Source organism: Mycobacterium yunnanensis, from assembly GCF_025823185.1.
GTDB lineage: Bacteria > Actinomycetota > Actinomycetes > Mycobacteriales > Mycobacteriaceae > Mycobacterium > Mycobacterium yunnanensis.
In genome coordinates, this window is record NZ_JACKVK010000011.1 from 154,380 (window position 1) to 174,881 (window position 20,502).

Annotated in this window: 17 protein-coding genes; 10 read left to right on the forward strand and 7 right to left on the reverse strand. The window is 69.0% G+C overall.

Features of this window, described 5'->3' with window-relative positions; all coding sequences use genetic code 11:
• Window positions 1–5: 5 nt before the first annotated feature.
• The 7 genes from tal (at window position 6) to H7K45_RS20430 (ending at window position 7,724) form a co-directional block, all read left to right on the forward strand.
• Window positions 6–1,127, forward strand: coding sequence for a transaldolase (gene tal / locus H7K45_RS20400; RefSeq protein WP_263997783.1), 1,122 nt, complete (start codon window positions 6–8; stop codon window positions 1,125–1,127).
• Complete coding sequence (gene zwf / locus H7K45_RS20405; RefSeq protein WP_263997784.1) at window positions 1,124–2,677, forward strand: glucose-6-phosphate dehydrogenase; 1,554 nt, start codon at window positions 1,124–1,126, stop codon at window positions 2,675–2,677. Before tal ends, zwf begins: the two co-directional genes overlap by 4 nt.
• A 31-nt stretch (window positions 2,678–2,708) precedes the next feature.
• Window positions 2,709–3,620, forward strand: a complete 912-nt coding sequence (opcA, locus tag H7K45_RS20410; RefSeq protein WP_263997785.1) for a glucose-6-phosphate dehydrogenase assembly protein OpcA — start codon at window positions 2,709–2,711, stop codon at window positions 3,618–3,620.
• The gene (gene pgl, locus H7K45_RS20415) at window positions 3,613–4,353 is read left to right on the forward strand and encodes a 6-phosphogluconolactonase (protein ID WP_263997786.1); all 741 of its coding nucleotides are present in this window, start codon (window positions 3,613–3,615) and stop codon (window positions 4,351–4,353) included. The genes opcA and pgl overlap by 8 nt, the downstream gene beginning before the upstream one ends.
• A gap of 20 nt (window positions 4,354–4,373) precedes the next feature.
• Window positions 4,374–4,751, forward strand: coding sequence for an ATPase (locus tag H7K45_RS20420; protein WP_263997787.1), 378 nt, complete (start codon window positions 4,374–4,376; stop codon window positions 4,749–4,751).
• 8 nt (window positions 4,752–4,759) lie between these two features.
• Window positions 4,760–6,046, forward strand: a complete 1,287-nt coding sequence (locus H7K45_RS20425; RefSeq protein ID WP_263997788.1) for a cytochrome P450 family protein — start codon at window positions 4,760–4,762, stop codon at window positions 6,044–6,046.
• A 115-nt stretch (window positions 6,047–6,161) separates the two neighbouring features.
• Window positions 6,162–7,724 carry an HNH endonuclease signature motif containing protein gene (locus tag H7K45_RS20430; RefSeq protein WP_263997789.1) on the forward strand — a complete coding sequence of 521 codons (1,563 nt, stop codon included), beginning with the start codon at window positions 6,162–6,164 and terminating at the stop codon, window positions 7,722–7,724.
• On the opposite strand, the gene ppc is transcribed toward H7K45_RS20430, so the two are convergent.
• The gene (ppc, locus tag H7K45_RS20435) at window positions 7,721–10,522 is read right to left on the reverse strand and encodes a phosphoenolpyruvate carboxylase (RefSeq protein WP_263997790.1); all 2,802 of its coding nucleotides are present in this window, start codon (window positions 10,520–10,522) and stop codon (window positions 7,721–7,723) included. The genes H7K45_RS20430 and ppc overlap by 4 nt on opposite strands.
• Before the next feature lie 100 nt (window positions 10,523–10,622).
• On the opposite strand from ppc, the gene H7K45_RS20440 reads away from it, so the two are divergent.
• Entirely contained in the window at window positions 10,623–12,290 is a 1,668-nt protein-coding gene (locus H7K45_RS20440; RefSeq protein WP_263997791.1) for an amidohydrolase, read from the forward strand.
• Between the two features lie 139 nt (window positions 12,291–12,429).
• Window positions 12,430–13,701 carry an ankyrin repeat domain-containing protein gene (locus H7K45_RS20445; protein WP_263997792.1) on the forward strand — a complete coding sequence of 424 codons (1,272 nt, stop codon included), beginning with the start codon at window positions 12,430–12,432 and terminating at the stop codon, window positions 13,699–13,701.
• Here H7K45_RS20445 and secG read toward each other — a convergent pair.
• From secG to H7K45_RS20470, 5 genes are all read right to left on the reverse strand, one after another.
• The gene (gene secG, locus H7K45_RS20450; RefSeq protein ID WP_263997793.1) at window positions 13,685–13,921 is read right to left on the reverse strand and encodes a preprotein translocase subunit SecG; all 237 of its coding nucleotides are present in this window, start codon (window positions 13,919–13,921) and stop codon (window positions 13,685–13,687) included. The genes H7K45_RS20445 and secG overlap by 17 nt on opposite strands.
• Before the next feature lie 51 nt (window positions 13,922–13,972).
• Window positions 13,973–14,758 (reverse strand): triose-phosphate isomerase, encoded by a 786-nt coding sequence (gene tpiA / locus H7K45_RS20455; RefSeq protein WP_263997794.1) that lies wholly within the window; start codon window positions 14,756–14,758, stop codon window positions 13,973–13,975.
• Window positions 14,759–14,767: 9 nt separating this feature from the next.
• The gene (locus H7K45_RS20460) at window positions 14,768–16,003 is read right to left on the reverse strand and encodes a phosphoglycerate kinase (protein WP_263997795.1); all 1,236 of its coding nucleotides are present in this window, start codon (window positions 16,001–16,003) and stop codon (window positions 14,768–14,770) included.
• A gap of 9 nt (window positions 16,004–16,012) precedes the next feature.
• Window positions 16,013–17,035 carry a type I glyceraldehyde-3-phosphate dehydrogenase gene (gap, locus tag H7K45_RS20465; RefSeq protein ID WP_263997796.1) on the reverse strand — a complete coding sequence of 341 codons (1,023 nt, stop codon included), beginning with the start codon at window positions 17,033–17,035 and terminating at the stop codon, window positions 16,013–16,015.
• A 95-nt stretch (window positions 17,036–17,130) separates the two neighbouring features.
• Window positions 17,131–17,799 (reverse strand): substrate-binding periplasmic protein, encoded by a 669-nt coding sequence (locus H7K45_RS20470; RefSeq protein WP_263997797.1) that lies wholly within the window; start codon window positions 17,797–17,799, stop codon window positions 17,131–17,133.
• Between the two features lie 95 nt (window positions 17,800–17,894).
• On the opposite strand from H7K45_RS20470, the gene H7K45_RS20475 reads away from it, so the two are divergent.
• Window positions 17,895–19,520 carry an esterase/lipase family protein gene (locus tag H7K45_RS20475; RefSeq protein WP_263997798.1) on the forward strand — a complete coding sequence of 542 codons (1,626 nt, stop codon included), beginning with the start codon at window positions 17,895–17,897 and terminating at the stop codon, window positions 19,518–19,520.
• Here H7K45_RS20475 and whiA read toward each other — a convergent pair.
• A complete protein-coding gene (gene whiA, locus H7K45_RS20480) occupies window positions 19,517–20,494 on the reverse strand; it encodes a DNA-binding protein WhiA (protein ID WP_263998378.1) in 978 nt (325 codons plus the stop codon). The two genes, H7K45_RS20475 and whiA, sit on opposite strands and share 4 nt — an antisense overlap.
• Window positions 20,495–20,502: the final 8 nt, after the last annotated feature.

A 20,502-nucleotide genomic window follows, 5' to 3' on the forward strand; every position in this document is an offset into this window, starting at 1 on the left:
GAGCATTGATGACTCAGAATCCGAACCTCGCGGCGCTGAGCGCCGAAGGCGTTTCCGTATGGCTCGACGACCTCTCTCGCGAGCGGCTGCAGAGCGGCAACCTGCAGGAGCTCATCGACACCAAGAGTGTCGTCGGCGTGACGACCAACCCGTCGATCTTCCAGGCGGCGTTGTCCAAGGGTGACGCGTACGACGCGCAGATCGCCGAGCTGGCCGAGCGTGGCGCCGACGTCGAGGCGACCATCCGCACGGTCACCACCGACGACGTCCGCAACGCGTGCGACCTGCTGGCCAAGACCTATGAGGCCACCGACGGCGTCGACGGCCGGGTGTCCATCGAGGTCGACCCGCGGATGGCGCGCGACCCCGACAAGACGATCGCCCAGGCGATCGAGCTGTGGAAGATCGTCGACCGCCCCAACCTGCTGATCAAGATCCCGGCCACCGAGCCGGGTCTGCCTGCCATCACCGCGGTGATCGCCGAGGGCATCTCGGTCAACGTCACCCTGATCTTCTCCGTCGAGCGGCACCGGCTGGTCATGGATGCCTACCTGGCGGGGCTGGAGAAGGCCAAGGAAGCCGGGCACGATCTGTCGAAGATCCACTCGGTGGCGTCGTTCTTCGTCTCCCGCGTCGACACCGAGATCGACGAGCGCCTCGACGCGATCGGTACGGACGAAGCCAAGGAGTTGCGCGGGCAGGCCGGCGTGGCCAACGCACGCCTCGCGTACGCCGCCTACCAGCAGGTGTTCGTCGGCGGCGAGCGCTTCGAGGCGCTGGCGTCCAACGGCGCCCGGGTGCAGCGGCCCTTGTGGGCCTCGACCGGGGTCAAGAACCCGGACTACTCCGACACGCTCTACGTCACTGAGCTGGTCGCGAAGAACACCGTGAACACCATGCCGGAGAAGACGATGGACGCCGTCGCCGACCACGGAGAGATCAAGGGCGACACCATCAGTGGCACCTCGGGCGCCGCGCAGATGGTGTTCGACCGACTGGTCAACGTCGGCATCGACCTCACCGACGTCTTCATCACCCTGGAGAACGAGGGCGTCGACAAGTTCGAGAAGTCGTGGGGCGAGCTCATCGAGGCAACTCAGGATCAGTTGGACCAGAAGAAGTCTTGAGCGGCACGTTGAACGACGAGTGGCAGAACCCGCTACGCGACAAGCTCGACAAGCGCTTACCGCGCATCGCGGGTCCGTGTGCGGTGGTCATCTTCGGTGTCACCGGAGACCTGGCCACCAAGAAGCTGATGCCCGCGATCTACGACCTGGCCAACCGTGGGCTGCTGCCGCCGACCTTCTCGTTGATCGGGTTCGCCCGGCGCGACTGGCAGGACGAGGACTTCGGCAACATCGTCTTGACGGCGGTCAAGGCACACGCGAGAACGCCGTTCCGCCAAGAGGTCTGGGACCGCCTCAACGAGGGCATCCGCTTCGTGCAGGGCACGTTCGACGACGCGGACTCCTTCGCACGACTGAAGGAGACGTTGGAGAAGCTGGACGCCGAACGCGGCACCGGCGGTAACCACGCGTTCTACCTGTCGATTCCGCCGAAGGCCTTCCCGACGGTGTGCGAACAGCTGTCCACCTCGGGCCTCGCCCGGCCCGACGGGGACCGGTGGAGCCGCGTCGTCATCGAGAAGCCCTTCGGGCACGACCTCGAGAGCGCACGGTCGCTCAACAAGGTCGTCAACAGCGTGTTTCCTGAGTCGTCGGTGTTCCGAATCGACCACTACCTCGGCAAGGAAACGGTCCAAAACATCTTGGCGCTGCGGTTCGCCAACCAGTTGTTCGACCCGATCTGGAACGCGCACTACGTCGACCACGTGCAGATCACCATGGCCGAGGACATCGGACTGGGTGGCCGGGGTGGTTACTACGACGGCGTCGGCGCGGCGCGCGACGTCATCCAGAACCACCTCACTCAACTCCTGGCGCTGACCGCCATGGAGGAGCCGGTGAGCTTCAGTCCCGCGGAGCTACAGTCCGAGAAGATCAAGGTCCTCTCGGCGACGCGACTGGCAGAACCGTTGGAGGAGAACACCTCTCGCGGTCAGTACACCGAGGGGTGGCAGGGCGGCGAGAAGGTCGTCGGGCTGCTGCAGGAGGAGGGTTTCTCCCCGACGTCGACGACGGAGACCTTCGCCGCGCTCACCCTCGAGGTCGACACCCGGCGTTGGGCCGGGGTGCCGTTCTACCTGCGTACGGGAAAGCGGTTGGGCCGCAGGGTCACCGAGATCGCGTTGGTCTTCAAGCGCGCTCCGCATCTGCCGTTCGACGCCACCATGACCGACGAGCTCGGCAAGAACGCGCTGGTGATCCGGGTTCAGCCCGACGAGGGCATCACCCTGCGTTTCGGGTCCAAGGTCCCGGGCCACGCGATGGAGGTCCGCGACGTCAACATGGACTTCTCCTACGGGTCGGCCTTCGCCGAGGACTCCCCCGAGGCCTACGAACGGTTGATCCTCGACGTCCTGCTCGGAGAGCCGTCCCTCTTCCCGGTCAACCAGGAGGTCGAATTGTCCTGGGAGATCCTCGATCCCGCCCTCGAGTACTGGGCGTCGGTGGACGCCGCGGGCGGTAGGCCCGACCCCTACGAATCGGGTGGCTGGGGCCCGGATTCGGCGACGGAGATGCTGGCGCGGACCGGCCGAGAATGGAGGCGCCCGTGATGAGCGCTTGCGCGAAGAACCGAGGACACCGATGATCGTCGACCTCGACGCCACCACCACCACGGCGGTCAACAAGAAACTGGACGGGCTCCGCGAGGAGGGTGGCGCGTTCACCATGGCGAGGGTCCTGACCCTGGTCATCGCACCCGACAGCGAGACCATCCTCGAGGAGTCGATCGAGGCGGCCAACGCGGCCAGCCGCGAGCACCCCTGCCGGGTCATCGTGGTGCTGCCGGTGGACCGCGACGCCACCGACGCCAAGTTGGACGCCCAGATTCGCGTCGGCCACGATGCCGGCGCGGGTGAGGTCGTGGTGCTCAAACTGCACGGTCCATTGGCCGCGCACGCCAACAGCGTCGTCACCCCCTTCCTGTTGCCCGACACCCCCGTGGTGGCGTGGTGGCCGGACGTGGCGCCCCGTGTTCCGGCGCGAGACCCGTTGGGACAGCTCGCGATTCGACGGATCACCGACGCGACGTACGGGGTCGATCCGCTGGCCTGCATCAAGAGCAGACTCGAGGGCTACACCCCTGGCGACACCGACCTGGCGTGGAGCCGCATCACGTACTGGCGGGCGATGCTGACGTCCGCGTTGGATCAGGGTCCGCACGAGGACATCGAGTCCGCGGTGGTCTCCGGCCGCAAGGAGGAGCCTGCGCTAGACATCCTCGCCGGCTGGCTGGCCAGCCGGATCAACGGTCCGGTGCAACGCGCCGTCGGCGAGCTCAAGGTGGAGTTGGTGCGCAAGAGCGAGACCATCACGCTCAGCCGCCCGCAGGACGGGGTGACCGCGACCCTGTCCCGCACCGCCAAGCCCGAGGCAAAACTCCCGTTGGCGCGCAGGGAGACTCGCGACTGCCTGGCCGAGGATCTGCGCAGGCTCGACGCCGACGAGATCTACTTGTCGGCGCTGAAGGGAATCGCCGAGGTGGAGTATGTCTGAGACGATCATCGAGACCTATGCCGATGCCGACACTCTGGTCGCGGAGGCGGGTGATCGGTTGGTGCTCGCCATCGTCGCGGCGATCGCCGAGCGCGACGCCGCCTACGTCGCACTGACCGGCGGTGGCACGGGTATCAAGCTGCTCAAGCACCTCGGTGACCACGACGAGGCGATCGACTGGGCGAAGGTGCATCTGTTCTGGGGTGACGAGCGGTACGTCCCCGCCGACGACGACGAGCGCAACGACAAGCAGGCCAGGGAGGCGTTGCTCGACCACGTGGCCATTCCGGCCGCCAACGTCCACGCGATGCCCGCCAGCGACGGTGAATTCGGTGACGACGTCGACGCCGCTGCACTGGCGTACGAACAGGTGTTGGCCGCCAACGCGCACGCCGGCTCGCCGACGCCGACCTTCGACGTGCACCTGCTCGGCATGGGTGGCGAGGGCCACGTGAACTCGTTGTTCCCGCACTCGGCGGCGACCAAGGAGACGGAGCGCATGGTGCTCGGCGTGACCGAATCCCCCAAGCCGCCACCGGTGCGCATCACCCTCACGTTGCCCGCCGTGACCCGTTCACGGGAGGTTTGGTTGGTCGTCTCCGGCTCGGAGAAGGCCGAGGCGGTGGCCGCGGCGATCGGTGGGGCGTCGGCCGACGACGTGCCTGCGGCCGGTGCGGTGGGTCGCGACGCCACGGTGTGGTTGCTCGACGAAGCGGCCGCGGCGAACCTCTAGGAGCCCCCATACTGTCTGCCATGGCAGACAAGGGCGACGGCCAACGGCGGCATGCTCCGGCGCGTCAGCGCATCAAGACGTTGACCCACGCCGCGCTGAACGCCGACGCCACCGTCGAGCAGGTGGAGTCGATCCTGTCCGATCTGGGGCACACGCTCGCCGATTTGGACTCGGCGACGAGCAGCCTGGACGTGACCCTCGAAAGGTTCAACGCGACGATCACCCGCATCGACGAGCTGGCGCCCCGGTTGTTCGGCGTTGTCGACCGACTCGAGGCCATCGTCGGCCGCGTCGAACGCATCGTCAGCGTCGGCGAGTCGGTGGTGGCGCCGATCGCGGTTACCGAACAGATGGTCCGGGGCGCCGTGCAGGCGCTGCGCAAGACCGCTGGCATCTGAGGAACGACATGGCCGGGCCGCTGGACGTCCTGCCGGTGGCGCGGGGCGTCGGCCTGCCGTGGGACGACGAGGTCGGTGACGCAGTGGTCGCCGTCGCCAACGCACGTGCCGTGCACGGGGATTCGTTCGTGGTGCGTAGCGGTGGCGACGATCATCTGTTCACGTTCTCCCCCGTCGGCGTCGAGTCGTTCTACGCGTTGCCAGAGGACGTCGCCAGCAAGGGCGTGGCCGACTATCTGATGCTGCGGCGCAAGCTGCCCGATGAGGTCTTCGCGGGACGGCGCGTGTTGCCGGACGCGTTGTTCCGGCGTGACGACGTCTCGTCCTACCTAAATCATCTGAGCCGTGCCCTCGACGCGACGGAAGCCGAACTGGGCGAGGCTGGCACCGTCGAACTCTTCGCGCTGACGCGGCGGTTGGGCCACCGGCTGGGTTTGGCGTCGTGGGCGGGGCCGGGCTGCGCCGACGGTGACACCTTCGAACGGTTGGTGCGCGCGTTCGACGTCCTCGACGGGGCGGAGGCGTTCGTGCACCCCGACGCGATGGCGGCGGTCGCCGCCGCGGGCAAGGCGAGCGAGCGTCAAGCGCTGGACGACGTGGCCGACGTCGTCGCACCGGTTGTGCGCCAGATGGATTCGCCCGGCGCGGACGTTGGCGGGCTGTTCGGGCGGATCGTCGCGGCGTGGGCGACGGAGCCTGCACCCGTCCGCGACCGTGGCGTCGCGATGGACGTCGCCCTGATTCACATAGCGTCGATGTCGAACCTGATGGCCGCGCTCGGGTGGGCCGTGGTCGACCTCGTCGGGCATCCCGACCGGGCGCGTCTCGTCGCGGCCGGTGACGCCGACCTGGCCCGTCGCTGCGCGCTGGAGAGCACCCGACTGGCGCAACGGTCGATCATGGCCCGATCCGTCTTGCGGACGGTCGCATTCGACACCGGCGCCGGCATCGTCGACGTGCCGCCGGGTTGGACCATCGCCACGCTGCTGCCGTTGCTCAACACCTCTGCCGCGCCGGGCCTGGAGGCCTGGGATCCCGACCGGTGGCACCACCACAGGTTGGCCGACACCAGCAGGTTGGCGTCACCGATGTTGGTGACCGCGTTCGGGCACGGCAGGCACACGTGCCCGGCGCAGTCGTTCTCGCTGGCCGCGATGAGCATGGCGCTCACGCGCCTGCTCGGCAATTACGAGCTGACGCCGCAGTGGGACCGCTACCCTCGCCCGGTGCCCGCCCAGATCGGTGGCGTCGCGCGATCGGTCGACGACAGTCGGGTTGGCTACCGGCGGCGCTAGCACTTGGCTCCGACATTTTTGGCAGCGTGGGCGAGGTTGTCCACAGTGCGTCGTTCATCCACAGAACGTCTGTCGCAGAACGGTTTTCGTCAGACACCAGGCCTAGGCTGGGTTCATGTTCGACGACCTGGTGGACGCCACGACCGGCACCCGCGGTGCCGGGGCGCTGTCGACGTGGGCGCGGGTGGAGAACGCGGCCTGCGCTCAACGGGTGGCGACGATGGCCGCCATGCTCGACGAGGCACATGCCGCCTCCGGGTCCGCCGATCGAGATCAATGGTGCCTGGACAACCTCGACGCCGTCGCCGCCCACATCGGCGCCGCGCAAAACATCACCCCCGGTACGGCCTCTCACCAGTTGCTCGTTGCGGTGGCATTGCACGACCGGTTCCCCCGCGTGGCCGCGGTCTTCGCCGAGGGCCTCATCACCTATGCGTTGGTTAAGACCGTGGTGCACCGCGGTGCCCTGGTCGTCGACCCCGACGCCCTACATGCGCTGGACGGCCTGCTGGCGCAGGCGTTCGGAGACTGGGAGCCGCGGTCGGTCGACAAGACCGAGAAAGCCATCGACTACTTCGTTCACCAGGTCGACCCGCAGGCCGTGCGCCGTAGCGAGACCAAGGCGCGAGGTCGGTCGGTGGAGGTGCACATCGAGGAGGACGGCAGCGGCCTGGCCACCGTGTTGGCCACCCTGTTCGCCCATAACGCCAAGGCGTTCGAGGGCCGATTGAAGAACCTGGCCGCCACCGTCTGCCCGGCCGACCCGCGGACCGCCGACCAACTCCGCGCCGACGCCGTCGGCGCCATCGGGACCGACCGCATGGCCTGCCTGTGCGGCAACGACGACTGCGCGGCCGCACAGAACCCGCCCGCGACGGGCGTGGTGGTGTACGTGATCGCCAGCGAAGACACGCTGGCTGAACCGAAGGATGCGCCCGAGTCCGAGCCGCCTGCGCCCAAGCCCGAGACACCCGCACCGACGACCCCTGTGGAAACCGACGAATCTTCGGCGGCCGCCGAGCGTGCCGCCATCGACGGGGACGAGCCGCCGCTCTTCGACAAGCCCCTGCGCGACCTCACCCTCACCGAGGCCCTCACCCCGGCACCCGGATACTTCGCCAAGCTGCGACCCGCGGCATTGATGGGCGGCCTATTCCTCCCCGGCGCCATCGCCTGCCGCGCCACCATCGGGGCGACCATCACCCGCATCGTGCACCCAGGCCAAGCGCCACCGGAGAACCGGTACCGACCGTCGAAGAAGCTGGCCGACTTCATCCGCTGCCGCGACATGACCTGCCGCTTCCCGGGCTGCCGCAGGCCCGCCACCCAGACCGAAGTCGATCACACGATTCCGTGGCCGCACGGACCGACTACGGCATCCAACCTCAAATGCGTCTGCCGTCGACACCACCTGCTCAAGACCTTCTGGGGTGGTGAGAACGGTTGGCGCGACACGCAACTCAACGACGGCACCGTCATCTGGACCGCACCCGACGGACGACAGTACGTCACCACACCGGGTAGCCGACTGCTCTTCCCAGAACTATCCGCACCCACCGCCACCGTGACGACCACGGGACGACCCGAGGCGCACACGGCCGGGCTCACCATGCCGCGCCGCAGAACCACCCGCGCCCAAGACCGAGCCAACCGCGTCCTCCGAGAACGAGGGCCCTAGCCGCTGTTGCGCAGCGCAGTCGCCAAACCGCTCATGGTGAGCAGGATCCCGCGTTTGACCAGATCGTCCTCGTCGCCGGAGCGGTACCGGCGCAGCAGTTCGACCTGCAGATGGTTGAGCGGCTCGAGGTACGGGAAGCGGTTGAACACCGACCGGGCCAGCGCCGGGTTGTCGGCCAACAGGTCGTCCTGACCGGTGATGGCCCGCAGCATCGCGATGCTCCTGTCGTGCTCGGCGACGATCTTGTCGAACACCCTGTGCCGCAACGCCTCGTCCTCGACCAGCTCGGAGTACCGGGCGGCGAGGCCCATGTCGGCCTTGGCCAGCACCTGCGCCATGTTGGACAACACGGAGCGGAAGAACGGCCACTTCTCGTAGAGGTCGCGGAGCACCGCGAGCCGGGCGTCTTCGTCACCGTCGGCGATGAACTCCTGGAAGGCCGTGCCGGTCCCATACCAACCGGGGAGCATCACTCGCGACTGACTCCACGACAGCACCCACGGGATCGCCCGTAGGTCCGAGATCGCCGTGGTCGGCTTGCGGGACGCCGGACGGCTGCCGATGTTCAGCGCGCCGATTTCGCTGACCGGCGTCGACGCCTTGAAGTACTCGACGAAACCCGGTGTCTCGTGGACCAATTCGGAGTACGCCCGTTGTGCGCGGGCAGCCAGGTCGTCGAGTACCTCGTACGCGGGCTGCGCAGCGTCGCCGAGCCCTTCAGTGTCGAGCAGCGTCGACTCCAGCGTCGCAGCCAGCAGGGTCTCCAGGTTGCGATGCGCGATGGTGGGTTCGGCGTACTTGGCCGCGATCACCTCTCCCTGCTCGGTGATGCGCAACGAACCGTTCACCGCGCCGGGGGGTTGCGCCAGGATGGCGTCGTAGCTGGGTCCGCCACCACGGCCCACGGTGCCACCGCGACCGTGGAAGAGCCGCAGCCGGATTCCGGTCTTGCGGGCCATCTCGACGAGTTCCAGCTCGGCGCGGTACAGCGCCCAGTTCGCGGCCAGGTAACCGCCGTCCTTGTTCGAGTCCGAGTAGCCCAGCATCACCTCCTGCTGCTCACCGCGCGCGTGCACGAGCGCCCGGTACAGCGGGATGTCCAGCACCGCCTCCATGATCGACGACCCCCGTTGCAGGTCGTCGATCGTCTCGAAGAGCGGCACCACGCCCACGGGGCTGTACGGTTCGTCGCCCGAGGCGTCCAGCAGCCCGGCCTCCTTGAGGAACACCGCGGCCTCGAGCATGTCCGAGACCGACTGACACATCGAGATGATGTAGTTGGGCACCGCCTGCGGACCGAACGTCTGGACAGCCCTGGCGGCCGCCGCGGTGATGTCGAGCTCCTTGCGGGCCAGTTCCGAGAGCTCCGCGCCGGGCCGCACCAGTGGGCGGCGAGTCGCCAACTCGGCCGTCAGCAGCTCGACGCGCTCGGTCTCGGGTAGCGACGCGTAGTCGGGGTGCACACCGGCCCACGCGAGCAGTTCGGCCATCACCTCTTCGTGCACCTCGGAGTTCTGGCGAAGGTCGAGTCCGGAGAGGTGGAAGCCGAAGACGTGCACCGCTTCCCGCAACCGCGCGAGTCGATCGTCGGCCATCAGCGCGCTGCCGTTGGCGCGCAACGACGCGTCGACGACGTCCAGGTCGGCCAGGAACTGCTCGGGCGTCTCGTAGCGTTCCATGCCCAGGTCCAGCTGGTGCTCGGGCTGCTCGTCCAGGATCGCCGCCGCCGTCGCCGTCAACCGACCGTGGATCACCCGGAGGGCACGGCGGTAGGGCTCGTCGGCGCGGGCCGGCTCGTCGCAGGTGTCGGCGAGTGCCTTCAGCTCGTCGCTGATGTGCACCAGACGCACCGACATCGACAGCTCCTCCTCGAGGGAGGTCAGCTCCACGAAGTAGTGCGCCAGGGCGGTGTACGCGGCGCTGCCGGTCGCCAGCCTGACGACGTCGGCGGTGACGTTCGGGTTGCCGTCGCGGTCACCGCCGATCCACGAGCCGGGACGCAGGATCGGCTGCTCGAGTACGTGGGCGTCCGGCCAGCGTGCCTGCAGCGCGGTGCGCACCTCGGCGTTGACGCGCGGAATGACCTCGAAGAACGCCGCCGGGTAGTACCGAAGTCCGGTCGCGATCTCGTCCTGAATCTTCAACCGCGACAGTCGAATCAACGCGGTTTGCCACATCACCAGGATGTTGCGACGCAGCTCCTGGTCGATGCTGCGGCCGTCGTCGGTCTGGGTCTGGCCGTGCATGCGCAGGCGCATCAGCTCGGTGATGCGGTGCTGGGCGTTGAACACCGTCCTGCGGCGCGTCTCGGTGGGGTGAGCGGTGATGACCGGCGAGACCAGCGCGCCGGTGAGCGCGTCGGCGACCGTCTCGGAGTCCAGATTGGCCGATTCCAGCTTGAGGTAGGTGGCGGCCAGGCTGCTGTTCTGCGGCGGCTCACCAGCCTCGACGTGGACCGCCCGGCGGCGTTCCCGGTGGATGTCCTCCGCGACGTTGGCCAGCAACGCGAAGTGGGTGAAGGCGCGGATGACGGGCACCGCCTCACTGGTGGCGATGCCGTCGAACAGGTCGGCCAAATCCGAGCGGTCGATCTCGGACCGCCGCACCTGGAAGGCCCCGACGCGCGCCCGTTCGATCAGATCGAAGACGTGGTCGCCACTCTGTTCGCGCACGGTGTCGCCGAGGATGGTGCCGAGCAGGCGGATGTCCTCGCGCATGGGTTCGGTGGCCTCGCGACCGACCTGGGTTCGGCGCACCGAGCCGATGGGTGCGAGGGCAGTGTCGGGGGTGTCGGCCATGACGACAGTATCGACGTACCGCGAACCGGCCGCAGTCCGAGGTCCGCGTCGCCGGCCAGTTACCGCCCCGACCTGCCCGATCGTGCGGCAGGATCGGCGTGTGGCGGCGCATCAGACGATCTTCCCGGCCCGTCGAATCATCACGATGGACCCGGACGTGCCCGACGCCACGGCGGTGGCGGTCGCCGGTGACAGGATCGTCGCCGTCGGAACGCCACGAGCGCTGAGCGGTACGGGGGTCGTCGACGACCGGTTCGCCGACGCGGTCCTGCTGCCGGGGCTGATCGACCAGCACCTGCACCCGGTGCTCGGCGCCACCACCCTGATGACCGACGTCATCGCCACCGAGGACTGGAACCTGCCCGGTCGCCGATGCCCCGCCGCGAGCACCGAACGGGAATATCGCGAGCGGCTCGGCGCCGCCGAACGTGCCCTCGTCGACCCGCGGGCATGGCTGATCTCGTGGGGGTACCACCGGCTGTGGCACGGGCCGCTCGACCGCGCGGTGCTCGACGGGATCAGCCGCACCCGGCCGATTGCGGTGTGGCAGCGCAGCTGCCACGAATGGTTCCTGAATTCGGCCGCGGTCGACGCCCTCGGCATCACGGCCGACGCCATGTCAGGACACGGTGCGGCCAGCAACATGGTCGACGTCGACGCCGGGCACTGGTGGGAGACGGGCATGAACCTGCTGCTACCCCGCCTGGCGCCGCACTTCATGCCGCCCGAGCGAGTCGCCGCCGGGTTGCGGCAGATGGTCGCCTACCTCCACGCCAACGGGGTGACCGCGTTCAACGAGCCCGGCATCATGTGGGACGTGGAGCCGTGGCAGCTCTACCTCGACGTCCTTGGCGCCCCCGACACCCCCATGCTCTCGACCTTCCTCGTCGACGCGCGTAGTCAGGCCGACGGCGGAATGGATCCCGCCGACGCGGTCGCCGACGCCGAAGCACAGGTCGCACGCGCCAGCGCGGGCAAGGTGCGGTTGCTGCCCAAGCAGGTCAAGCTGTTCGCCGACGGTGCGATCATCAGCCAGCTGATGCAGATGCGCGACCCGTATCTCGACGACGACGGCAACCCCGACACCTGCCATCACGGCGAGTGGATGATGCAGCCCGACGTGTTCCGGTCGTTTGCCCGAGCGTATTGGAAGGCCAACTGGCAGTTGCACGTTCACGTCAACGGCGACGCCGCACTGGACCTGGTGCTCGACACCGTCGAGGAGTGCATGGCCGAGCATCCGCGCGTCGACCACCGCACCGTGATCGTGCACTTCGCCAACTCGACCAAGGAGCAGGTCGACCGCATCGCCCGGGTCGGCGCGATCGTCTCGGCCAATCCGTACTACCCCGTCGGGTTCGCCGACAAGTACGCCGCCCACGGTCTGGGCGCCGCCCGCGCGGACGTCATGGTGCGGTCGGCGTCGGTGCTGCGCCGCGGAATACCGCTGTCGTTCCACTCGGATCTGCCGATGGGTCCGGCGGACCCGCTGACGTTGGCGTGGTGCGCGGTCAACCGGATCACGCCCAGCGGTCGCGTCGCCGGCCCCGAACAGCGCGTCTCGGTGCACGACGCCCTGCGCGCGGTGACCGTCGAAGCCGCCTACTCCTGGCGGATGGAGGACGACCTCGGCAGCATCACGGTCGGGAAGACGGCGACGTTTACGGTGCTCGCCGAGGACCCGTACGCCGTGGAACCCGAGCGGCTCAACGACATTCAGGTGCTCGGCACGGTGTTCGAAGGGCGCTGGTATCCCCACACCGGCTGATCCGGTAGCGTCGCGGCAGGCGTCCAGGGCGCCTCCGGTCCGCGGAAATGGGTTCGACCCACCTGGTGGCACGACCGATCAGGCCCGTCTCCTTTCGGCCCGACGCAGCGGACCTCGGGCGTGACGAAAGGAGGCCGCCATGGCCCCGTCCCTGCCCGCCAATCCCTCCCTGGAGCGGTTTCGCCGCGACGCCCGCCGACTCCAGCGGGCCGTACGCGCGAACGATCCGACGGCCCTCGCCGAGGTGTCGCGGCACCATCCCGCCGGTGCGCCCGCCGACCCGGCCGCATTCGCGTTGACCGCCGCGCAGCACGTCGTCGCCCGCCAGGTCGGCTTCAGCAGCTGGCCGCGGCTGCGGGCGTATCTGCGGACCGCCGACGAGCTCCGCCGCGATCCGACGGTCACCGTCGACGACGACCCCGTGGCGCGGTTCCCGGCGCTGGCCTGCCTGACCTACTCCCAGGGCGACGGCCCGGCCAGGTGGGCCGCAGCGGGTGAGGTGCTGCGAACCCACCCCGACCTGCCGGCGCGGAGCCTGGCCGCCGCAGCCGTCGTCGGCGACCCGGACGCCGTGCGCCGCCATCTCGAGGACCGCCCGGCCGGGGTCGCCGCGGAGACCGGACCGTTCGGCTGGACCGCCCTGTTCCACGTCGCCGCGTCACGGGTGCCGCAACGCGACCCGATTGCCACGGCCCGGGTGCTGCTCGACGCCGGAGCCGATCCGAACGCCGGGTACCTGTGGCAGGGGCTGCCGACACCGTTCACCGTGCTGACGCCCTGCTTCGGCGAGGGTGAGGCGGGTCCGGGACGGCAACCGCGGCACCCGGCCGGCGAGGAGTTGGCAAGCCTGCTGCTGGCTCGTGGCGCGGACCCCAACGACGCGCAGACGTTGTACGACCGAATGTTCGGCCGCGACGACGGGCATCTACGAATCCTGTTGCCGGCCGGCCTGGGTCGGGGTGACGGCGGGCCGTGGCAGCGCCGTCTCGGCGAGGCACTGGAGACCCCCGAGGACATGGTGCAGCGGCAGGTCGACTGGGCGCGCGAGCACGGATTCACCGAACGGCTCGCGCTGCTGGCGTCCTACGGGTTCACCGAGGGCCGGCCGACCGGCTCGCCCTCCCCGTGGCGACGCGGGTCGACGATGCCGCCGATCGCGGCCGCGGCGACACCCGAGGGGGTGCGAATGGTGGCGGCGGCCGGAGGTGACGTCGACGCAAGGATCGACGGCCACACCCTGCTGCACCATGCCGCGTGGATCGGTGACGTCGAACTCGTCGAGGCGCTACTGGAGTGCGGGGCCGATCCGGACGCCCGCGACGACGAGCATGGTTCGACGCCGCTGAACTGGGCCGAGCATGGTCAGGCCGAGACGACGGCGGCGATACTGCGGCTTAGGAGCCGTACTTGATCTGCAGTGCGACGGCGACGATCGAGACGACCCAGATACCGGTGATGAAGTAGGTCAGCCGGTCGAGGTTCTTCTCGACGACCGTCGAGCCCGACAGGCTCGACTGCACGCCACCGCCGAACAGGGTCGACAGGCCGCCACCCTTGGCCCGATGCAGCAGCACCAACAGGATCACCAGGACGCTGGTGACGACGAGGGTGATCTGCAGAGCGAAAATCATGGTCGCCAGACTACCGGCGTACCCGCCGGATCAGGGAATCGGGTCGGCGGGTCAGGGAAGGGGTCCGCCGGCGGCGATCGCCGAGAGGATCGCGAACTGCTCGCCGTCCAGGGATGCGCCGCCCACGAGGGCGCCGTCGACGTCGGCCTGACCGATGAGCTCACCGATGTTCTTGGCGTTGACCGAGCCGCCGTAGAGCACGCGCACGGTGTCGGCGACCGCGGGCGACGCCAGCTCGGCGAGCTCGGCGCGGATCGCGGCGCACACCTCTTGGGCGTCCGCGGCGCTGGCCACCCGTCCGGTGCCGATCGCCCAGACGGGCTCGTAGGCGATGACGCTCGCACCGATTTGCTCGGCCGACAGACCCGCCAGGGAACCCTTGAGCTGGTTGACGTTGTAGGCGACGTGGTCGCCGGCTTCACGAACCTCGAGGCCCTCGCCGATGCAGACGATCGGCGTCAGCCCGTGCTTGAGGGCGGCGGCGGCCTTGGCGGCGACCAGCGCGTCGTCCTCGTGATGGTAGGTGCGTCGCTCCGAGTGCCCGACGACGGCGAACGAACAGCCGAGCTTGGCCAGGAACGAACCGCTGATCTCGCCGGTGTAGGCGCCCGCGTCGTGCTTGGAGACGTCCTGCGCGCCGTAGGTCAGCCGAAGCTTGTCACCGTCGACGAGGGTCTGCACGCTGCGCAGATCCGTGAACGGCGGGATCACCGTGACGTCGACCTTGTCGAAGTACTTCTCCGGCAACGAGAACGCGATCTTCTGCACCAGGGCGATGGCCTCGAAGTGGTTGAGGTTCATCTTCCAGTTGCCTGCGATGAGGGGCTTGCGTGCCACGCGCGTCTCCTAGCCTTCCAGGATCGAGATGCCGGGCAGCGTCTTGCCCTCGAGGTATTCCAACGACGCGCCGCCGCCGGTGGAGATGTGCGAGAAGCCGTCCTCGGGCAGGCCCAGCTGCCGGACGGCGGCGGCGGAGTCTCCCCCGCCGACGACGCTGAACGCGCCCTTGGCGGTGGCACCGATCACGGCCTCGGCTACGCCCTTGGTGCCTGCGGCGAACGCCGGGAATTCGAAGACGCCCATCGGGCCGTTCCAGAAGACGGTCTTGGCGTTCGAGAGCAGCGCGGCGAACCGCTTGACCGACTCGGGGCCGATGTCGAGGCCCATCCGGTCGTCGGCGATCGCGGTGACGGCCACGGTCTCCGCCGGCGAGTCTGCGGCGAACTTCTCGGCGACGACGACGTCGACCGGGAGATGGATCACGTCACCGTAGTCTTCGAGGAGCTTCTTGCAGGTGTCGATCATCTCGGGCTGCAGCAGTGAGGTTCCGACCGAAACCCCTTGCGCGGCAAGGAAGGTGAAGCACATGCCGCCGCCGATGACGATGCTGTCGGCCTTGGTGGCCAGGTTCTCGATCACGGCCAGCTTGTCGGAGACCTTGGAGCCGCCGAGCACCACCGCGTACGGCCGCTCCGTCGAGCTGGTCAGCTGCTCGAGCACCTTGACCTCAGTGTCCACCAAGAGACCCGCGTAATGCGGCAGGAGCGTCGCCACGTCGTACACCGAGGCCTGCTTGCGGTGCACCACGCCAAAACCGTCGGAGACGAACGCCCCCGGCGACCCGTCGGCCGCGCTGACCAGTTCGGCCAGCTCCTTGGCCAGTGCGAGCCGCTCGGCGTCGTCCTTGCTGGTCTCCCGGGGGTCGAAGCGAATGTTCTCGACCATCAGGACGTCACCGTCGGTCAGTCCCTCGGCCCTGGCAAGGGCGTCGGAACCCACCACGTCACCGGCCAGCTGAACGTGCCTGCCCAGCTCCGCGCCGAGGGCGGCCGCGACGGGCGCCAGCGAGAACTTGGGGTCGGGTCCGTCCTTGGGCCGCCCGAGGTGAGCGGTGACGACGACCTTGGCACCCGCGTCCGACAACGCCTTCAGCGTCGGGACGGACGCGTGGATGCGCCCCGGGTCGGTGATGGTGCCCTCGTCGTCCAGCGGGACGTTGAGGTCGGAGCGCACCAGGACGCCCCGACCCTCAACGCCCTCGGACAGCAGATCCGACAGTGACTTGATGGAGGTTTCGGCCACGGACTCGACTTACAGCGACTTGCCGACCAGCGCGACCAGGTCCACGAGGCGGTTGGAGTAGCCCCACTCGTTGTCGTACCAGGACACGACCTTCGCCTGGTCGTCGATCACCTTGGTCAGGCCGGAGTCGAACAGCGAGCTGTGCGGATCGGTGACGATGTCGCTCGACACGATGGGGGCGTCGTAGTACTTCAGGATGCCCTTGAGCTTGCCGTCGGCGGCGGCCTTGAAGGCGGCGTTGATGTCGGCGGCGCTGGCCGACTTCGACAGCTGCGCGGTGAGGTCGGTGACCGACCCCGTGGGGATCGGCACCCGCAGCGCGTAGCCGTCGAGCTTGCCCTTGAGCTCGGGGAGCACCAGGCCGATGGCCTTGGCGGCACCGGTCGAGGTGGGGACGATGTTGATGGCCGCGGCGCGGGCGCGACGCAGGTCGCTGTGCGGGCCGTCCTGCAGGTTCTGATCCTGCGTGTAGGCGTGGATCGTGGTCATCAGACCCTTGACGATGCCGAACTCGTCGTTGAGCACCTTGGCCAGCGGGCCCAGGCAGTTCGTGGTGCACGACGCGTTGGAGATGATGTTCTGGCTGCCGTCGTACTTGTCGTCGTTGACGCCCAGCACGATGGTGATGTCCTCGTCGGTGGCCGGCGCGGAGATGATGACCTTCTTGGCGCCCGAGTCGAGGTGGCCCTGGGCCTTGTCGCGCTTGGTGAAGATGCCGGTCGACTCCACGACCACGTCGACGCCGAGGTCGCCCCACGGCAGGGCCGACGGGCCTTCCTTGACCGCGAGGGCCTTGATCTTGTGGTCGCCGACGACGATGGTGTCCTCGCCCTCGAGGCTGACGTCGTAGGGCAGCCGGCCGAGGATCGAGTCGAACTTCAAGAGGTGCGCCAGCGTGGCGTTGTCGGTCAGGTCGTTGACCGCGACGATCTCGACGTCGGTGTTCTTGCCGAGGGCCTTCTGTGCGTCCAGGGCCCTGAAGAAGTTGCGTCCGATGCGGCCGAAGCCGTTAACGCCTACCCGAACGGTCACTGTCGTGCTCCTTAGATCTCGATGCTCCGGCATGTTGCCCAGTCTCGTGCTCGGGGATCAGCCTAGTGGTGCGCCCCTCGCGACGCGAAGGCTGGTCAACGGGCGGCCAGACTCTGGTCCCGGTAGGGGTTGCCGAGCCATCGGAGGCGCATTTCCTGCAGCGAGCCGTCGGCCTCGAGGCGTTCCTGGGCGGTGACGAGCTGCGCGAGCAGGGCGTCGTCTCCCGGGGCGACGGCGATCGCGATCTCCTCACGGGACAGGCCCCGCTGCACCACGTCGACGTCGGGGGCCGACGCGACCAGGATTTCAAGGGTGGGCCCGAGGGCCACCATGGCGTCACACCCGTGTGCCGCCAGTTCGCCTGCAGCAGAGCCGAAGTCGCGGTGGTCGAAGGCGCGCACCGTCCCGATCCGACCGGCGGCGAACAGGCCCTCGGCGAGCGACTGACCGCCCGAGCCTCGCCGCACCGCGACGGTCAGCCCGACGAGATCATCGACGGACCGGACCGCAGGATGGCGGGCGGCGTCGACGGCGAGAGCGTGACCCGACACCAGATACGGCGGCGCGAAGACTGGCCCCTCGACGGTGACCACCTGGCCGAGGGCGCAGTCACACGCCGACGGGAAGGCGTCGACCTCGATCCGCTCGACGGGCAGCCCGAGGGCCTCCCCCAGTGCGGTGGCGAGGTCGACGTCGAGCCCGCCACCGCCAGGCATCCCGCTGAACGGCGGATCGGGCACCACGCCCACCCGAAGGAGGTCCATCGACCCACGGTAGCGGCGACACCCGATTCGACCGAAACCGCGACCGTCGCCCCCGCGGAACGGCTACGGTCCGTTAGCTCGAGTCGGAGGTTCGGATGCACGAGGGTTCCCGTCACCGCAGTTCGCACGGTGCGTCCGCGCCGGATCCCCGATTCCGGTTGGCGCTTGCCGCGCTTCTGCTCGGCGGATTCTCCGCCGGGGCGTTGGGCACCGGCGGCGTAGCCCTGGCCGACGACGACGGAACGTCCAGCTCCTCTGGTGCGACGTCGAGCCAGTCGTCGCAGCACGACACCAAGCCCGACAAGACGGGGCCGGACAAGACCGGGCCCGACGAGACCGGGCCGGAGAAGAGCAAGCCCGACGACACCAAGCCCAAGCCCGACAAGACCGAGCCGGACGAGAACGAGCCGGACAAGCCCAAGCCGGACACGGCCGAACCCGACGACACCGCGCCCGACGCACCGCGCCACTCCAACGAGCATGCCCTACAGGCGAATACGGTCGCGCCCGCCAGCCCGACGCGCACACCACCGAAACCCACCGCCGCCAAGACCACGACCCAGAAGACGTCCGAGCCGTCGGCCCCCGAACCCCCAGCCCGTGCGCTGCAGGTCGTCGCCGCCGCCGTCGCCCCGACCGCACCGGTCGCCCCCGAACCCGCGCCGACCATCGCGCCGCGACTCGACCGGCAACTCGCCGGCTTGGCCGTCGACGTCGCCACGGTGACGGTGTCCGCCGTCCACACCGCGGCGACCGTCGTCGCCCACGCCTTCGGTCCGTCGAGCTTCCTCGGCGTGCCGTACCTGCTGGCGGTGTCGGTCGCCAACGCCGCGGCCGCCGTCGGGCGGACCCTGGTCGGAGCGTCCCCGACACCTCCCACCGGGCGGTTCGCGGTCGACTACGGCATCTTGGACGGTCTGGCCTTCTTCACCCCGACCAGGCCACCCGCCGGCGCCAACGACTCGTCGATCACCGTCACGCCCGAGCACCCGCTGCCGGTCATCCTGCTCAACGGCACCGTCGGCACCCAGGGCGTCAACTGGTCGGTCGGTGCGCCGGTGCTGGCCAACGCGGGATACAAGGTCTACTCGTTCAACTACGGCAACATCACCGCCGACCCGAACTTCCCGGTCCAATCACTCGGCGACATCCGGCAATCGGGCCGCGAACTCGCCGCCGAGGTCGACCGGGTGCTCGCCGAGACCGGCGCACCGAAGGTCATCCTGGTCGGACACTCCCAGGGCGGCGGCATCCTTCCGGTGTACTACGTCAACGAATTGGGCGGTGCTGCCAAGGTCTCCCAGATCATCGGCCTAGCCCCGAGCAATCACGGCACCGACTTCAACCAGCTGAACGGGTTGACGTCCATTCCGATTCTCGGAGCGCTGTTCACCGCCGTCACCAACGCGATCGCCCCGGCGCTCCTTCAGCAGGCGGTGGGATCACCGTTCCAGCAGGAGGTCTACGGCGACGGAGACACCCGGCCCGGCGTGCTGTACACGACGATCGCCTCGGTGAACGACGAAGTGGTCACGCCCTACACCCAGCAGGCGTTGCACGGACCGGGCGTCACGAACGTCGTCCTGCAGGACCGCTATCCCGGCCTCGTCGTCGGGCACGCGAACATCTTCTTGAGCCCGCAGGTAATGGAGGCCGTGCTCGACGCGCTGGCCGCCAATCCCGCGGCCAATCCGCTGCCCTACGCGACGGTCGCCGCTTAGGCGTCGTCGAGCAGGTCCGGCGTCACGGCCGACTCGGTGTCGGGAATGCCGTCCTGCTTGGCCTTGCGGTCGGCCATCGACAACAGGCGCCGAATGCGGCCTGCCACGGCGTCTTTGGTCATCGGCGGCTCGGCGAGCCGGCCCAATTCCTCCAGCGACGCCTGCCGGTGCTCGACCCGAAGCCGGCCCGCGGTGGACAGGTGGTCGGGCACGGAGTCACCGAGGATGTTCAGGGCACGTTCGACCCGGGCCGCGGCCGCCACCGCGGCGCGCGCGGATCGACGCAGGTTCGCGTCGTCGAAGTTGGCGAGTCGGTTCGCAGTTGCCCGCACCTCGCGGCGCAGTCGGCGCTCCTCCCACGTCAACCGGGTGTCCTGGGCGCCCATCCGGGTCAACAGCGCACCGATGGCCTCGCCGTCGCGCACCACCACCCGGTCACTGCCGCGGACCTCCCGGGCCTTGGCACTGACGCCGAGTCGCCGGGCCGCCCCGACGAGGGCCAGCGCCGCCTCCGGGCCGGGGCAGCTGATCTCCAGCGACGACGACCGGCCCGGCTCGGTGAGCGACCCGTGCGCCAGGAACGCGCCGCGCCACGCGGCCTCCGCGTCGCCGACGCTGCCGCCGACGACCTGAGCCGGCAAACCGCGGACGGGCCTGCCCCGCAAATCCAGCAACCCGGTCTGGCGGGCCAGGGCCTCGCCGTCCTGCGCCACCCGCACCACGTATCTGGTGCCCTTGCGAATGCCACTGGCCGTCATCACGTGCACGACGGCGTTGTAGCCGTACAGGTCGTGGATGTCCTTGCGCAACCGCCGCGCGATCACCCCGAGATCCACCTCGGCCTCGACGACCACCCGGCCGCCCACGATGTGCAGGCCGCCTGCGAAGCGCAGCAGCGACGCCACCTCCGCGCGTCGCGCGCTGACCGAGTTGATGACCAATCGGCTCAGCTCGTCCTTGACCTCGGCTGTCATCGCCACGA

Bases quoted from the DNA above. Each gene is read 5' to 3' on its own strand.
- H7K45_RS20420 (WP_263997787.1), top strand. From the start codon at position 4,374: ATGGCAGACAAGGGCGACGGCCAACGGCGGCATGCTCCGGCGCGTCAG.
- H7K45_RS20475 (WP_263997798.1), top strand. From the start codon at position 17,895: ATGCACGAGGGTTCCCGTCACCGCAGTTCGCACGGTGCGTCCGCGCCG.
- H7K45_RS20425 (WP_263997788.1), top strand. From the start codon at position 4,760: ATGGCCGGGCCGCTGGACGTCCTGCCGGTGGCGCGGGGCGTCGGCCTG.
- whiA (WP_263998378.1), bottom strand. From the start codon at position 20,494: ATGACAGCCGAGGTCAAGGACGAGCTGAGCCGATTGGTCATCAACTCG.
- H7K45_RS20470 (WP_263997797.1), bottom strand. From the start codon at position 17,799: ATGGACCTCCTTCGGGTGGGCGTGGTGCCCGATCCGCCGTTCAGCGGG.
- secG (WP_263997793.1), bottom strand. From the start codon at position 13,921: ATGATTTTCGCTCTGCAGATCACCCTCGTCGTCACCAGCGTCCTGGTG.
- ppc (WP_263997790.1), bottom strand. From the start codon at position 10,522: ATGGCCGACACCCCCGACACTGCCCTCGCACCCATCGGCTCGGTGCGC.
- opcA (WP_263997785.1), top strand. From the start codon at position 2,709: ATGATCGTCGACCTCGACGCCACCACCACCACGGCGGTCAACAAGAAA.
- H7K45_RS20430 (WP_263997789.1), top strand. From the start codon at position 6,162: ATGTTCGACGACCTGGTGGACGCCACGACCGGCACCCGCGGTGCCGGG.
- H7K45_RS20445 (WP_263997792.1), top strand. From the start codon at position 12,430: ATGGCCCCGTCCCTGCCCGCCAATCCCTCCCTGGAGCGGTTTCGCCGC.
- pgl (WP_263997786.1), top strand. From the start codon at position 3,613: ATGTCTGAGACGATCATCGAGACCTATGCCGATGCCGACACTCTGGTC.